The sequence below is a fragment of the Metallosphaera javensis (ex Hofmann et al. 2022) genome (assembly GCF_022064045.1).
Lineage (GTDB): Archaea > Thermoproteota > Thermoprotei_A > Sulfolobales > Sulfolobaceae > Metallosphaera > Metallosphaera javensis.
This window is the reverse complement of the sequence record NZ_JAKNCW010000022.1, coordinates 1-14,648: the sequence shown is the minus strand read 5'-3', so window position 1 is coordinate 14,648 and position 14,648 is coordinate 1. Positions and strand designations below refer to the sequence as shown.

17 protein-coding genes are annotated in these 14,648 nt (G+C 46.3%); 5 read left to right on the top strand and 12 right to left on the bottom strand.

The genetic code is table 11. The features are described from left to right. Window positions 1-290: 290 nt before the first annotated feature. Genes L3N51_RS12605 through L3N51_RS10995 form a run of 4 tightly spaced genes read left to right on the top strand, consistent with a single transcriptional unit; the run spans window position 291 to window position 2,146 of the window. Complete coding sequence (locus L3N51_RS12605; RefSeq protein ID WP_255776302.1) at window positions 291-416, top strand: hypothetical protein; 126 nt, start codon at window positions 291-293, stop codon at window positions 414-416. 3 nt (window positions 417-419) lie between these two features. After that, window positions 420-581 (top strand): hypothetical protein, encoded by a 162-nt coding sequence (locus L3N51_RS11005; protein WP_238027266.1) that lies wholly within the window; start codon window positions 420-422, stop codon window positions 579-581. 12 nt (window positions 582-593) lie between these two features. Continuing rightward, on the top strand, window positions 594-851 hold the full coding sequence (locus L3N51_RS11000; protein WP_238027265.1) for a hypothetical protein: 258 nt from the start codon (window positions 594-596) through the stop codon (window positions 849-851). Then, window positions 848-2,146 (top strand): AAA family ATPase, encoded by a 1,299-nt coding sequence (locus L3N51_RS10995; protein ID WP_238027264.1) that lies wholly within the window; start codon window positions 848-850, stop codon window positions 2,144-2,146. Before L3N51_RS11000 ends, L3N51_RS10995 begins: the two co-directional genes overlap by 4 nt. 342 nt (window positions 2,147-2,488) lie before the next feature. On the opposite strand, the gene L3N51_RS10990 is transcribed toward L3N51_RS10995, so the two are convergent. The 3 genes from L3N51_RS10990 to L3N51_RS10980 form a co-directional block, all read right to left on the bottom strand. After that, window positions 2,489-2,869, bottom strand: a complete 381-nt coding sequence (locus tag L3N51_RS10990; RefSeq protein WP_238027263.1) for a hypothetical protein — start codon at window positions 2,867-2,869, stop codon at window positions 2,489-2,491. Next, on the bottom strand, window positions 2,826-3,647 hold the full coding sequence (locus L3N51_RS10985) for an AAA family ATPase (RefSeq protein WP_238027262.1): 822 nt from the start codon (window positions 3,645-3,647) through the stop codon (window positions 2,826-2,828). The genes L3N51_RS10990 and L3N51_RS10985 overlap by 44 nt, the downstream gene beginning before the upstream one ends. 77 nt (window positions 3,648-3,724) lie before the next feature. Beyond that, window positions 3,725-4,699, bottom strand: a complete 975-nt coding sequence (locus L3N51_RS10980) for a GH12 family glycosyl hydrolase domain-containing protein (protein WP_238027261.1) — start codon at window positions 4,697-4,699, stop codon at window positions 3,725-3,727. Window positions 4,700-5,183: 484 nt separating this feature from the next. On the opposite strand from L3N51_RS10980, the gene L3N51_RS10975 reads away from it, so the two are divergent. Then, on the top strand, window positions 5,184-5,333 hold the full coding sequence (locus tag L3N51_RS10975; RefSeq protein WP_238027260.1) for a hypothetical protein: 150 nt from the start codon (window positions 5,184-5,186) through the stop codon (window positions 5,331-5,333). A gap of 129 nt (window positions 5,334-5,462) precedes the next feature. Here the strand turns inward: L3N51_RS10975 and L3N51_RS10970 are convergent, their stop codons facing one another. From L3N51_RS10970 to L3N51_RS10930, 9 genes are all read right to left on the bottom strand, one after another. After that, window positions 5,463-6,479 (bottom strand): thiamine pyrophosphate-dependent enzyme, encoded by a 1,017-nt coding sequence (locus L3N51_RS10970; RefSeq protein ID WP_238027259.1) that lies wholly within the window; start codon window positions 6,477-6,479, stop codon window positions 5,463-5,465. Between the two features lie 15 nt (window positions 6,480-6,494). Next, window positions 6,495-7,733 carry a pyruvate ferredoxin oxidoreductase gene (locus tag L3N51_RS10965; RefSeq protein ID WP_238027258.1) on the bottom strand — a complete coding sequence of 413 codons (1,239 nt, stop codon included), beginning with the start codon at window positions 7,731-7,733 and terminating at the stop codon, window positions 6,495-6,497. After that, window positions 7,730-8,821 (bottom strand): 4Fe-4S dicluster-binding protein, encoded by a 1,092-nt coding sequence (locus L3N51_RS10960; protein WP_238027257.1) that lies wholly within the window; start codon window positions 8,819-8,821, stop codon window positions 7,730-7,732. Before L3N51_RS10960 ends, L3N51_RS10965 begins: the two co-directional genes overlap by 4 nt. A gap of 235 nt (window positions 8,822-9,056) precedes the next feature. Further along, window positions 9,057-9,515, bottom strand: coding sequence for an Lrp/AsnC family transcriptional regulator (locus L3N51_RS10955; protein ID WP_238027256.1), 459 nt, complete (start codon window positions 9,513-9,515; stop codon window positions 9,057-9,059). A 196-nt stretch (window positions 9,516-9,711) separates the two neighbouring features. Next, entirely contained in the window at window positions 9,712-9,969 is a 258-nt protein-coding gene (locus tag L3N51_RS10950; RefSeq protein WP_238027255.1) for a hypothetical protein, read from the bottom strand. Window positions 9,970-10,082: 113 nt separating this feature from the next. Further along, a complete protein-coding gene (locus tag L3N51_RS10945) occupies window positions 10,083-11,615 on the bottom strand; it encodes an MFS transporter (RefSeq protein WP_238027254.1) in 1,533 nt (510 codons plus the stop codon). Between the two features lie 787 nt (window positions 11,616-12,402). After that, window positions 12,403-12,711, bottom strand: a complete 309-nt coding sequence (locus L3N51_RS10940) for a hypothetical protein (RefSeq protein ID WP_238027253.1) — start codon at window positions 12,709-12,711, stop codon at window positions 12,403-12,405. Between the two features lie 207 nt (window positions 12,712-12,918). Continuing rightward, window positions 12,919-13,917 (bottom strand): alpha-ketoacid dehydrogenase subunit beta, encoded by a 999-nt coding sequence (locus L3N51_RS10935; RefSeq protein ID WP_238027252.1) that lies wholly within the window; start codon window positions 13,915-13,917, stop codon window positions 12,919-12,921. Beyond that, entirely contained in the window at window positions 13,914-14,570 is a 657-nt protein-coding gene (locus L3N51_RS10930; protein WP_238027251.1) for a thiamine pyrophosphate-dependent dehydrogenase E1 component subunit alpha, read from the bottom strand. The genes L3N51_RS10935 and L3N51_RS10930 overlap by 4 nt, the downstream gene beginning before the upstream one ends. Window positions 14,571-14,648 lie beyond the last annotated feature (78 nt).

The following is a 14,648-nucleotide window of genomic DNA, read 5'->3' as shown; positions in this document are numbered from 1 at the left end:
ATTAAAAAGTTTTATTAAACAGTTTATTACTATCATTATAAATCTTAGTATTATAAAGTGAAATATCCAGGGATGTATTTATGTATGTTTTCTTAAAACCCGACCTTATATTAAAAGTTTCTAATTAAAGGGTAAACTAAGTATATAAGTAGCAATAAGTCAATTTTATTTCTGGCTATTTTTGCAAAATTATCATACTTCAATTGCAATATTATTAACATTTAGCCTTATCAATAAAAATCATTCAAATGACGTTTGCCTAGAATGGATACAGACTCGGGTGGATGAGCGTGAGGTTATCCGTGCATGATAGGGAGGGTAGGATGAAGACCGGAGTTAAGATGGAGTTGCTGAGGGAGGAAGTTGTGCTCAGGAACCACGCTCTACCTAGTGTTGGTAGGGAAGCAGGACACTAGGTTATGGACCCTGAGCTTCAGGTTGACGAGACTTCCAGTGGTGGTGGATGGGAAGTGGGTGAAGCTCAAGGGAAGGAAGTTCTCCTGGTGGCCATGAGAGTCACGCCTAAGAGGAAGAGGGCAGTGCTAGATTTCGTCCTAGCCAAGGAGGATGCGAAGAACTGAAGGCTTTTGGTTGTGATGTGGAGGAAGTTTAACTTCAAGTTCGTGATCGAGGACATGGTCGGGTCCGTGGACGTGCTTGAGCTCTCCGGTATAAACGTAGGGCTCTGCCTCAACCACGTCAGGAAGCGCCTGGATTGCGGTGGTATGAAGTTAACCTTCTCATTTCGGCCCTGCTCATCGGGTTACCAAACAAGGCAAAGGAACATGTGGAACGGACTGCTCGTTCCACCTCCATCATTAGTAAGGCTTAAATCATATTCTAGAATATGATATTCGTGGATATGATATTTGTTGACAGGGAGAAGGAACTTGAGAGCCTGAGTGAGAGATTGGAGTCTCCAAATTTTGAGCTGGTAATCATCTACGGAAGGAGAAGGATTGGCAAGACGTCACTTATACTGAGGGCAATCTCCAACAGGGAGGATACAATCTACTACTACGCCACGGAGAAAAATAACCTGCAGAAGTTCAAGGAGCTTGCCCAGAGAAAGTTCCAGGAAATAAAGTACGTGAAAGAGGACTGGGAGTCAATTTTCCATTTCCTGAGGGACAAGGTCATTGTAATTGATGAGTTCCCCTACCTAATTTCTGAAGATAAGTCCATCCTGTCCACTTTCCAGAAGATTGTTGATGAGATGAGGGAGAGTAAGACGAAGATAATACTACTGGGCTCCTCTATCTCTGTCATGGAGGATGTCCTCTCCTACAAGAGCCCACTCTACGGTAGGAGGACGGCCTCCCTCAAGATTGGGGAACTCAGGTTCAGGGATTTACATCGCTTTGGTTTCAGCGGGGAGGAGGCAGTCAGGGTGTACGGATTTGCTGGTGGTGTGCCAATGTACTTGAGCAGGGTGAGATCCCCCTTCCTGGAATGGATAAACCAGGAGCTCAGGAGAGTAGACTCGTTCTTGAGAGATGAGATGGACTTCATGTTAAGGTACGAATTCAGGGACATCGCCACTTACAAGGAGATTCTTCGGGCAATCTCCATGGGGAGGAACACCCTCAACGAGATAAGGGATTACGTAAGGGTTGGCGGGGACATCAGTTCTTACCTGAAAAAGCTGGAGAGAATAGACCTGATTGCCAGGGAGATCCCGGTCACCGAGAGCGTTAGGTCTAAGAGGGGAAGGTACGTAATAAGGGACAACTTCACTAACTTCTGGTTCAGGTTCATCTATCCTAACCTGAGTCTGATTGAACAAGGGATCTATGAGCTGACGGGAGAGGAATACAATGGCTATCTCGGTTTAATTTTCGAGAGGGTATGCAGGGAGTACACGAGGGACAGGTTTGGGGTAAGAAAGGTTGGCAGGCAGTGGTGGAAGGACGTGGAGATAGACGTACTGGGGCTGGGGAAAGTCAGGATCGCCGGGGAGTGCAAGTGGAGCGAGAACGTTGATCCCTACAGAATTGTGACCAGCCTGGAGGATAAGATAGCCAGGCTAGGGCTAACAGTGGATAAATACGCGGTCTTTGCCAGGAGTTTCACCAAGAAGGAAAAAATGGATAACGTGGAGCTAGTGGATATTGATGACCTCAATAGATGGCTCTCATCAGTGTAGGAAGCCCACCCCAACGCCTCCTTTTTCATCCAACTTCCCCTTCTCGTCATTCAGAACTTGCGGATTTAGCTCGGTTTGTAGTGAATTTCACATTAAAGGGTAATGTGTGGAGTAACTGTAATCAAAGACCTCTAGGTTTTTGCGATATGTCAAATTGAAAGAGAACTGAAAACGTCGCTTAACAGATACTCCACGCATTAATTGAAGGCTCCTTATACATGAGGATGTGGAGTGGCCCCTTCCATTCCCAGGTAAAGAACTTTTCAAGGGCGTAAGGAACTGACCTCGAGTTCAGGGAAATGTTACAGGGAGATCTCAACGACCCTCACAAAACATTTTAGTTTACGTCTTGCCTAGCTTCTTAGAAATCTCAATTAACTCCTTAGGGCCTATGGAAACGTCTCCAATTTCCGGAGGTTTCTCCCTCAGGCTTATCAGCCCAACCTTTTCCGCGACCTTGCTCATCCTCTTCACCGCCTCCCTGGCCTCCGAAGTGGTTATCTCTCCCATCTTGACCTCAAATGCTATTATCCTCCTTCTTCCCTTCATTACCACCACGTCTATATCCTCCCTGGGAGAGTAAACAAAATCTCCACCGTAATACTCACTTATCATCTCTCCCACCGAGAACTGAACCTCCAGTCCCAGGGGCAGATCGCTAACCTTGACGTCCCTTTCGCTAACTAGGTACTTTGACTCGGCGTACAGCGAGAGTGAAATCACAGGGGAGACATGTTTGTGGTAATACCCCTTTCCCAGGGTACTGATCTTCCTTATCAATCCCATATTTGCTTAACCTGTTCATCAGGGAGGACACGGTTGCCTCCCCACCCTTAACCTGCAGGATACCTGCCAGCTGTGAAGTTCTCCAGAATCCCTCCGCCACCTTGAGAAGCACCTGGTAATATAGCTGGGTTAGACTTCTCTCCTCCTCCTTGAACACCTCTCCTATGAGACCCTTAGAGATCAGGGAAAACTCCTTCAATCTCTCAACAAATTCCTCGTACGTGTTGATGAAGGGAATGATCCACGGATCCCTGAACAGGGTGGACAGCACCGGGTCCTCCAGCTGGGACAGGACATCCTCGTAACTCATGATTGGAATCTCCCTTGGAGTCAACAAGCCCAGGAGGGGAGAGTTCCTGTCGAATACCTTTTCCAAGACTCCATAACTTGAGCCAGCCAGGATGAGGGTCCCGTTCCGGTCGAGGGTGGAGATGTCTGCGTAAAACTTCTCCGGCATTCTCTGAAACTCGTCGATGATCACGGTGCCACCCTTCTTGAGCTCTGAGCGAACCTCCCTTAACAGTTCCTCCACCTCGACCCTTTCCCCGCTCTCCAGCAGGCCCTCCGTTTCATTGGCCATGGTGACGAAATAGTCGTACTTGATGTAGTTCTTCATGAGCGTTGTCTTTCCCGTTTTTCTCCTGCCGTACAGCAATAGCCAGTAATCAACTCCCCTGAGTTGCCCGCATTCCTTTCTTTTTAGTACTAGTCTCACGGGACTAGTCTGATAGGACAAGAATATATAAAGTCTCTTCCCTCGACACCTGCTGATTGTCCCTGACCCTCCATGTTTCAGACCTGACTGAAGTTCAGGTACCACGAGTAGAGGGTATACCCTAGGTCTGCAGTACCGTTGGAGTCATTGAATTCCATGCCCACCTGAATGGCGTTAAGATAGTAACTTTCATTGTAGTTCACATTGGCTCTCTGCAGGTAGGGATTAAGGTTCTGCAGAACGTGTGTTATGGGGATACCCACAGTACCCTGCAGGTTTTGGGGAGGTAACAGGTAAACTCCTGTCCATCCGGTCGCTGAACCAGTCCTGGGCAGGACGTACACAGCCCAGGACATGTTCTTGAGGGTTCCGTTGACCAAGACAGGGAAGGTCATGTAGCCCGTGAAGATGAAGTACTTGTTCTGGGTTATGTAGTCGCTCCCGTACATCCATATCATCACCTCGAAGTCCCCATACTTGAGGTAGGTGGTGTTGGGGTCCCGGGTTAACCAGATGTCGTACGAGAAATCCTGTATGACGCCCGAGTTCTGAAACACCCTGAACTTCAGGATGGAGTAAAACTGCGGTAGATCTGAGATTTTTTCAGGTAATGGTAGTAATGGGGAGACCAGGGTCTTCCCCGCGAAGGGGAACCAGCCCTCCTCTCCATACATTAAACCGGGGTATCCGTCCACGGGTATGGAGGGAGTTATCTTGGTGATTTGGGTCATTTTAACGGTGACGTTAAGGTATGGAGTCAGGGTCATGTTTGTAACGCCCAGGGCAGTCCTCACGTTCCAGAGGAACGGGGAGAGGAAGAGGCTGGAACCATTAGCGTATAGTTCGCTCATGGAGTATCTGCTCTGACTGAGGTAACTTCCCAGGATAGATACATCCCTCTGGGGTCCTGGAAACAGGACTACAAGGTATTTACTGGCGACGGTAGTAACTCCGTTATTTTCAGTTGAATGGTTGTCATATCGTGTATAAAACGCAACTGCACCCAGCAACACTGCTAAAATTAGTGCTGATATGACAATTTTTCTTACCACGAGAAGCTCTGTCTGGGAAACATTATAAACCTTGTATACATGCTTTCAGGCTGATAGGAATGTATGAAGATACTAATCTCATGTAGCGATCACGACACACTCCACTTCCTTCCGACAGAGGACTCCTTCTCACTTAAGTACAGTGTAATCCCCGACATCCCCTGACGGGAAGTATCTATGCGGGTCATCATGTGCCATATGGGTTCATGGTATGAACCTAGCGGAGTTATTCGATCCATTTTCAAGGTATGAGGCTCGATACTACTGATTAATCTTATCCCTCTTGGTCAAGGGTAAAATTTTATGCATTCAGGATACTCTCTAGATAGTTTGTTTCAATACTTTGCAATAAACTTTAAGAGGATCATCGAGGAGGGAGATTCCTGATGAAAGTTTCGTTCACTGCAAGAATCTTCTTACGGCTATTTGGAGAACCAATTTTCGCTGATCTCTGCTCAGGAGAAATAAGATACTTGGGCTAGGGGTGGCCATAGTAGAGACAGGGATAATTTACGGAATTCTTCTTGCGAAGGGTTACGATGGAACGGTGAGGAACACGTTCAGGATATTTCAGTTGATGGTGTCCGTGGTGGCGGCGTTGATCTTCCAATTCATCATTCTCAGGATCATCTAGTGGTGAGAGAATGAGGGAGTGAAACTCAAGAAGAGAAAGGACCTGGGCCCTCAAAAAGAAAATAGAGAATCTCTTGAATAAGGCCAAAATAAACCATGACTTTTTTAAGAAAAAAACTTTTTTCAAGTGTTATTTCCTAGCTAATTCCACGGACCTGATGGGCATTACTCCAGGTATCTCCCACTTCTCATACATCTCATCGACCATTTTCTGGAAGTAGTCGTAATCCTCCTCCACAAAGTGGGAGAACCTTCCCTGTTTCTCCAGGTATTCCCTCACCGGCTTCCTCTTTATCCTTCCCTCCACTATACCCTTCGTTGGCTCGTTGTACACTATCTTGCCGTCTATGTACTCATACAGGGGCCATATCCCTGTTTCCACGGCCAGAGTTCCCAGTTCGTGAGAGTACATGGGATCGTAGTCCCATCCCTTGGGACATGGATCCAGAGAGTGTATGAAGGTGGGTCCTCCGGCGCTCAATGCCTTCTTTATCTTGTTTAATGTGTCCAGTGGATAGGCTGGACTGGTGGTGGCAGCGTATCTCACGTTCCTATGTCCCGCAATTATCATGGGGACTACGTTCTTCTTCCATCTCCTCTTCATTATTCTCCTGGCCGTACCTGGCCTACTGAAAGACGTCTGTGCACCATATGGCGTCATGCTTGTCTCCTGGATGTCCGTATTCGCGGATGATTCATTATCATACAATATTATTAGGAGATTATAATCGTAGGTCATGGCGTTGGACACTCCTGAAAGACCCATGTCCGCACAGCCCAGGTCACCGCAGAACACTATCACGTTTATGGGTTCCTCCTTTATCTTGCCCTTCCTCATCAATGCCCTTAGAGCGGCCGCCGTGCCCAGAGCGGCTCCACCGGATCCGCCCAGCTGAGTGTGGACCCACGGGACAACCCACGATGTGGTGTAGTATGTTGTGTTGGCTACATACATGCAACCAGTGGCGCCCACAACTATGGTTCTTTCCCCTGATATCTTGGCCAGATACCTCATTAGGAGGGCAGATTCGCATCCCTGGCATGTCCTGTGCCCTGAGGTGTAGAACTCCTCCAAGGGAGCCTGCTTTATTGTCTTTATGATGGATTTATACATTCTTTCCTCTTTTTCCAACTCATTTTCGGTCATGTCTGGTCACCTCCACTACCAGGGATCCCCCCTCACGTTCACCCAATAGGTGTGCCTTGTGAGGGGTGTATCCCTCTGCTCCACCCCGATCTTGATTATCTTCTCCACGTCCTGTATGGTTATCTCCCTTCCTCCTAGACCTCCAATGAAACTGAGGACCTTGGGTCTCTCATCCAAATCGTAAAGGGAGGATCTAACCTCGTGATACACCACGCCGCCTCTGAAGGGTGAGCCAAGGGAATAGTCCCTATCCACCACGCACACAACCTTAGCGTTTGCAAGATACTTCATGACGTCCTCTGCAGGGAATGGTCTGAACCACCTTATCCTTAGCATTCCTGCCTTCACCCCTTTCTCCCTCATGTTCTTTATGGCGACCTTCATGGGTTTAGAGACTGTTCCCATACCTACTAGGATCACGTCTGCATCCTCTACCATGTAAGGTTCAACGAATGGGTTCTCTGGCATGGTGATGTCCCTAGTTGTACCCGGATACCTCCCGAAGGTCTTCTTGAAGGACTCGTAAGCCTCCTTGATCACCTCCCTAGCCCTTTCCATTCCCTCGTCATGTTGTCTCCTTATCTCTGTAACCCAATCCTCATTTACCTGTGGAGCAACACTGATGGGATTGTCTGGATGAACTCTGAGCTTACCCCTATCGTAGGGTGGAAGGAAGCTCTTCACAAGCTCCCTATCGGGAAGTCTCACTATTTGCTCAGAGTGGGTGAGAAATCCACCGTCCATTGAGACACCCACGGGGATGAGCACCCTTGGGTCCTCCCCAATTCTGTAAGCGAGCAATGCTGTATCGAATGCCTCCTGGGCAGTATCAACCCAGACCAAGAGCCATCCCACATCCCTGACCATCAACGCGTCGTTATGCTCAACTCCGTATGCTCCTGGATCGTCCAGTGCCCTGTTCCCTATAACCGCGACGACTGGGGCCCTGTCCGTTGCCGTGACAACTATGGCCTCCATCGCGTATAGCCAGCCCACCCCGCTCGTCCCCACCAGGGTTCTGGCTCCCACCAGTGACGCATGCTTGACTATCTCAAACTGCCCGTGCTCACCTTCAGCTATTATGAACTCCGCGTCCAACTGTCCGTCAGCTATGAGCTTGGATATTGTGTCCATAACCTCTGTGTAAGGTCTTATGGGATAAGCAGCAGTAACATCCACATCAGCATACATAGCGGCGTAAGCAACGGCCTGGGTTCCATTGAGGAGAATTTCCTTCTCTGCTACCTGTGTCATCTTCCCAACCCCGGAACAATTGGTCTTTCCCTGACCTCAGCCCTAGCGTTCTGAAGCCATTTCTTATATTCCATCTTGTTAGCTTTCCACATTCCGTAAGGCCTCGTGTAATCTGGTAACCTTTTCTCATCAACCATCACGATGCAGTTCTTTACCGGACAAACCTCGGCACATATACCGCAACCTACACAGTAGTCGTATGCTATATCATAATAACCGTCTGGAGTCTTATCGAAACACTCATCTGGGCAATACACCCAGCAGAGATCACATTTTATGCAGGTATCGAAGTCCACCGTGGGTCTCTCGGTCTTCGTTGTGCCTCTCTTGAACTGTTCATTTCTTCCTCCCCTGGGCACTGCGGGTATTGCTGTTCCCTCCATCATTTCCTGCCATGTCAGGAGCCTAGGAGGAGCGTACTTGAACTCCACTCCCTCTCCAGGGTTCATGGTCTTGATTACTAGCCCCTCGTATGCCTCCTCCACTGCCTTCAGCCTCTCATTGAGCTTATCCTTCTTATGCGATTTCACGTATGAGACGACATGCTGGATGTCCACTATGTCTGGTCTTACCTTAGCTATGGCTCCCCACACCCTCTCCATAGTGGTATCATCATTGAATGCCCACAGGCCTGAGAAGGATCTGTCCCAATTGAGTTTTCCTAAGGTCCACTGAAAGTCCTTAAAAGGCGTAAGTTTAACCAACTCTTCCATGGGTTTCCTTGAGGTGACAATCATGGCTCCATTCTTCCTCAACTTTAAGTTAATGGGCTGAACGCCCTGCCAGGCCCATGATTCTACGCCCTTCAGTAGGGTATCGTCTAGGACAGCTATCACGTCCACATACTCTGGCTCCACTCTTGTGGAATATCCTATCAGATCCTCCTCGCTTACGTTGCCTACTGCTACATAATACTTTGCAGGAACTCCGTTTCTCTCAGGAGAATCACCGTATCTTCCGAACGAAACTGCAGACTTCCCCATATCTCTCGCCATATACACCAGTCCCTCAGCAATATACTTCGCTAGCCTCTTCTGAAATATCCCCCTATAGGTTATCTCCACATACTTTACATCTTCTTCTCCCATTTTCTCATGTATATTATAGTAGTTGCTTACATTTATAGTTTTAAGTAATTTTTTCAAAAAATCCAGTTTGCATCTGGAAGAAAGTTTCAAGTCCCAAGGTGATTCTTTGCAAGAATCTCAAAGTGACCAAGATAGTCCAATTATATTTTCAAGGGAGAACTCGTCAGCAAGACGTTCAATTAAATTCTAGCAAGAAGGAAAAAAAGGATTTGGAGTGAACTGGATTAGGAAAAAATCAGAGTAGGATGGAGGGATCTATCTTATATCTTCTTATTATCTTAGAAGTCTCAACTGAATTTATACCCTTGATATTATACAATCTGTTAGAAATGAACGAGTAGGCCTCTTCCTCCTCCTTGAATACGGCGTGAACGTGAAGCCTAGGTCCGCTATCAACACCATAAACCCTTACCACGGCAGGAAACTGTGATATTTCGTTGACCACCCGCTCAATATATTTGGGGATCGAATCAATCTCCAGTATGAGAGAGACCTTATAGCCAAGGTTCGCCCTATCTATAAGGGGAACGTAACCGAGAATTATCCTGTTCTCCTCGAGCTTCTTTATTCTGTATCTAATGGTACTCACTGGCATGCCCAATTCCTTAGAGAGCACAGTGAGGGTGAACTTAGCGTTATATCTCAATCTCTCAAGTATTTTCATATCCACCTCATCAAGTTTATAATCCTGCATATATATTATTAATAATGTAACTAATCAGTATTAAAGTTTTCTAACATATTCGCAAGCAGTAAGGGAAATGTATTCAAGTTTCTGCAATGATCAAAGTTATAGATTTGCAGAAAGTTTAAAGGAGTTCACGAAAAGTAAAGCCCAAAAGAACTATGTTACTTCGTTAATTAAAAAAGAAAATTTGTTCAGATATATTTCATTTCTCCCCGTATCCTGGTGGTATTTTTCTATTTCCTATTGCCCCACTGCCGAACGCCAGAATGATTCCGATCCAGTTAAGTCCTATCCCCACAGCCACTATGGAACCGGAGTGGGCATTTACCCCCAGCACATCTACCCCCAATCCCACGAATAGGAAGACCCATCCCAGTATATAGATCACGGTATCCGATACGTTTATCAAGCCCTTATGAATGGTCCACTCCTCGGTTTGATCATCTCTTTCCTTACTCATTCTACTTCATTATAATATGGTTTTTAGAGTTTAAAAATCTTTTCCCAAAATAATCTCAGATAAAATAAAATATGATAGAAAAATCAATCTAACTTGTTTGTGACTCTAGAGTATCATTTACTATATTGTTGAATCAGAGCCTGTAGCTTTTCCTGAGGGATCTTTGAGGCAACCTCTTCCGGTATAGGTTCATGAAGTTTTAATCTAACCTTAATGTAATCCTCTATTGTTGGAGGCTTCTCCACGAACCAGACCAGTGCAGCAGCTATCAGCGAAAACGCGGCACCTATCCAAAATACCACAGACCACGCCAGTGGAGTTATGGTTATCGGCGCACTCGTAACGACATCGGCCCAGGTACCTCCACTCACTAGTGTCAATATAACTGCCGCCACTATTCCTCCGAAAGCTCCACCTACCACCTTTAGGGCGTAGGGAATACTCCAGTTCTTTCCTATATTGTTTTCACCGAAGTAGTCAGCAATTATCAACCAGTCGAACACGAAACATGCACCTGACACCGCACCCGTGGCTACTGCTAATATTGCCCAAGGAATCGCCAAATGAGCTAATCCTGCATATAGAACGCCTAGACCACCTATCCCCATAAACGAGTAGAATATGGTGAGCGCCTTTCTTCTTCCTATCAGACTTGAGATGAAGCCTTGAGTTGGCCTACCCAGACCATCCGTCAATGCGAAACCCGCTGCACCAACAGCGAAAGCTATACCTCCCCCAAACCCCATGGCTGCCCCGAAAGGTGCATAGAATGACACATTAAATAGTGAGGCCGCCAGCGCTAGCGTGAATGAGATCATCTGAGCCTTTCCTATCGGAGTTGCCAGCATTTCCCTGGGGGTCCATTGGGCTACCGCAGGCGGATTAACCTTTAATTCTCTTGACTTGAGTTTAGCCTGCCTAGCGGCAATGGGATCCACATCCTTGGGCCACCAATACTTCGGAGGATCTGCGACTAAGAACCCAGCTATTATTAATCCTATCCCAATGCTGAGGCCAGTAATGTATAATATTTCTTGGAAGTTACTGGAATTAAAGTCGAAGATATACAAAAGAATGTATGGGACCGCACCGTAAGCCCAAGCGCCATTTGCTAGCCCTAATCTCCATCCTCTCTTTTCAGGGAACCACTTATTGACCACGCCCCCTCCCACGGCATACCCTAAACCAGCACCCACACCTCCTATAGCCGCATATCCGAGATATGCTATCCAAGGCTGGAACGAATTAGCGAAAAGGTAATATGCTACCATGAGCAAGGCACCGCCAAACAACAGTGCCCTTCTTGGACTAATTAGACCCTTCTCCCTCAATCTTTGAAAGATCATGGCACATATGGTGGCCTGGAAAAGCACATACACCGTATAATTGAAGAAACCCTCAGCGAGTGACCACCCATAATGGGAAATTACCGTTGTTGAGGCTGCACCCCAACCGTACTCTAGTACGCTACCGAAGAAAAATGACATCCATGCGCCTAGCAACAAGAGCCTCCTGCCTATTGGATATCCCAGCATCTTCCTAGTTATCGCCTTTACGTCCTCTCCTACCCTGTATTTCCTGCCTACACTATCAACTATTATGGTATATTCCCCATATGGGGACTTGTGCTTTGTCGAACTTTCCATTACCATTTACACCTCTTAATATATCAGGTGACATTCTCCATTAAGTGGGTAAAAACTATTATTGATTTATAGTTACCTAAAATACGGTAATAATCTATAATTTAGATAAGATCTGCTTTGCAATGCATGCAGTAGTTGGTCTTCTCTATAATTATAATTATTAAATGCTTGAACGATAAGGTAATAAAAACTACAATTTTAGTCAAAAATCTCCCGAGGTATGAGCCTAAGATTAATCATGGAGTTTAGATGTTATTGCAAATATTTTAAAGACCTATAAGTAATCCCATAGATCCAAGAATTAATAGATATTAATATGAAACCATTAAAACTTTATGCGATAGTCATAATGTCGTCAAACTTGCATAAATTCGTTTCATGGCTTCGTGACTCAGCATTGAATTCTTGAAACTTAAAATGCACCAACATGACAACACTATGGACACACTCACATGACTGGGCCTAATGATGAGCTATCACAGGGCGAATCTAAGACAGTATATTTAGAGCGAGTAAAGTAAACATATCATATGGGAAACGTAAAGGTGGAAATTTTAAGAGAGTCTAGGCTTACAACTAAAGGCTGTATATGGGTATTACCCAACAGTAATGAGTGACATAACGAATATGATGGCAATTTGAAATAACATCTGACTACCTGATATATATTCCTCATTCCAAGCTTAACTGTCTTGCTCATGTCGGGGTTTGACTTCCTTAACTCCATGTATATTCTTACCTCATTGGGAAGAATTAGGCCAAAGCCTTGCACTATTAATATTTAGAACTATTGTACTACAATGAGGAAAAGCCTATTTAATGATGAAAGTAAATATGTATGTATTGCTATATAAACGCCTGTAGTCGTTGCTGAAGCTAGTGCAAGCATGAAAAATAACATCATGGAACGTCTCTTTATTATTTCAGCTCTTGTAGGAGGGTCTAGCGACCTCATAGCTCTGCTAATAAGCAATCCCATGAAGAGGTCAATTCCAGTCCAAGCACCTTCCGTAATTACGTTAACATAATCAAGGAGAACGAAGCTTCCTGATAATGCTCCAATTAAGGCTACAATAGGTACAAGGAGAGTGACCACAAAGAATATGAGAATAGTTTTAAACTATATGTCACAATATTTATTTCTTGCTATTAATAAAACTTTGTATACTGAATAGCTTGATTTATTTAAGTATTAAAAGTATTCTTTGATGATAAGCTCCATGGGAACTCTAGTTCTTTTTGAATTGCCAGAACTTGAATTCCATCATGCTAAAGTTTTGCTAGTTTCAAAATTTTCCATTGCCTATCTTAACATTTCCCTGATTTTGGCCTCTATTTTTGCCTCGCTTGGAATTACCTCCCTCTCCAAGGGCTCGCTGAAGGGGATCGGCACGTCCGGTACTGCCAATCTCTGAATTGGAGCCTTTAGCTCTCTCAAGGCCCTTGACTGGACCCTGAACGCTACCTCACCAGTCATGCCATAGCTCATGTAATCCTCGTCCACTATGAGCAACCTTCCAGTCTTCTTTACCGACCTGGAGAGCGTCTCCTCGTCTAGGGGTACCAGTGTTCTCAGGTCCACCACTTCGACAGAGATGCCTTCCTTCCTTAGTTTCTCCGCAACCCTAATGGCCCTATGCACCATTACTCCCACAGATGCAACGGTCAAGTCACTCCCCTCCGTCTTCACTACCGCTCTCCCAAATTCTAGCTCGTATGCCTCCTCCGGCACTTCATCCTCCTCTCCCTCGTAAGGGAGAAATGGTAGTCCCGTGAGGAGTTTGTGTCCGAATATGACAACAGGGTTAGGATCTCTCAATGCCCTAATGGTCAAGCCCTTAGCGTCGTAGGCATTTGAGGGAACTACAACCTTGAAACCCGGGACGTGAGCGAAAAGTCCGTAAAGCACTTGAGAGTGCTGTTCTGCGTCCCCATAACCGCCACCCACTGCTGTTATCACTGTGACAGGCATGGGAAACTGTCCCCCAGACATGTAGTGGTTCTTGGCCATATGGTTGTACATCTGATCGAATCCCGCCCCCAGGAAGTCCACGAACATGAGAGATACCACGGGGTGAAGACCAACTGATGCCATTCCCACTGCCATTCCCATGAAGGTCTGCTCCGTGATGGGTGTGTCCACCACCCTTTTCCTTCCAAACTTATCAAAGAGACCCATGGTGAACCCGAAGACAGCACCCCAATAGGTAACATCCTCCCCCAACACTACAATGTCATTTCTCCTCTCCATCTCCTGGGCTATTCCTTGAGCTATGGCCTGGGAAATTCCCTTCATCTTCATCTGAACACCCCCGTCAAAGCGGTTGAAGGTTCAGGATAGGGACTTTCCTCGGCGAACTTTAAGGCCTCATCCACTTTCTCCCTGGCCCTCCTCCTCCGTTCCTCCAGTCTCTCCTTCTCTACTCCCAACTTGGTCAACCTGTTACCCAGCCTAGTGATTGGATCCATTAATCTCCACACCTCAACTTCATCCCTTTCCCTGTACTCCTGTCCATCTCCCTCGAAATGACCCCTGAATCTGTAGGTGACGGCTTCAATCAGGGAAGGACCCCCTCCACTCCTGGCCCTTTGAACTGCCTTTCTCGTGGCAAGATAGACATCAATGACGTCCATTCCATCCACAAGATAGGACGGAACGTTCAGGGACATTGCCCTCTGAAAATGATGGGGTGTAGCAAGGGCCATGTTTTTGGGAGTGGAGTCGGCGTACATGTTATCTTCAACCACCACTATAAGGGGAAGTTCCCATAGCGATGCAGCGTTCAAGGTCTCATAAAAGGTACCGTGATTCGCTGCTCCCTCCCCGGCGAAGGCCACAGCAACATTATCTTCTCCCCTGTACTTGAAGGCGAAGGCTGCTCCCGCAGCCTGGGGAAATGACGCGCCGACTATTCCGCTACACGAAAACCTCACTTCCTTATCAAAGAGGTGCATATGTAGCACTTTTCGGAACTTACCTCAGGCTGAACAGTTTCTTGGTATCACCCACCTCAAGGTAAAGGGTTTTAAGCA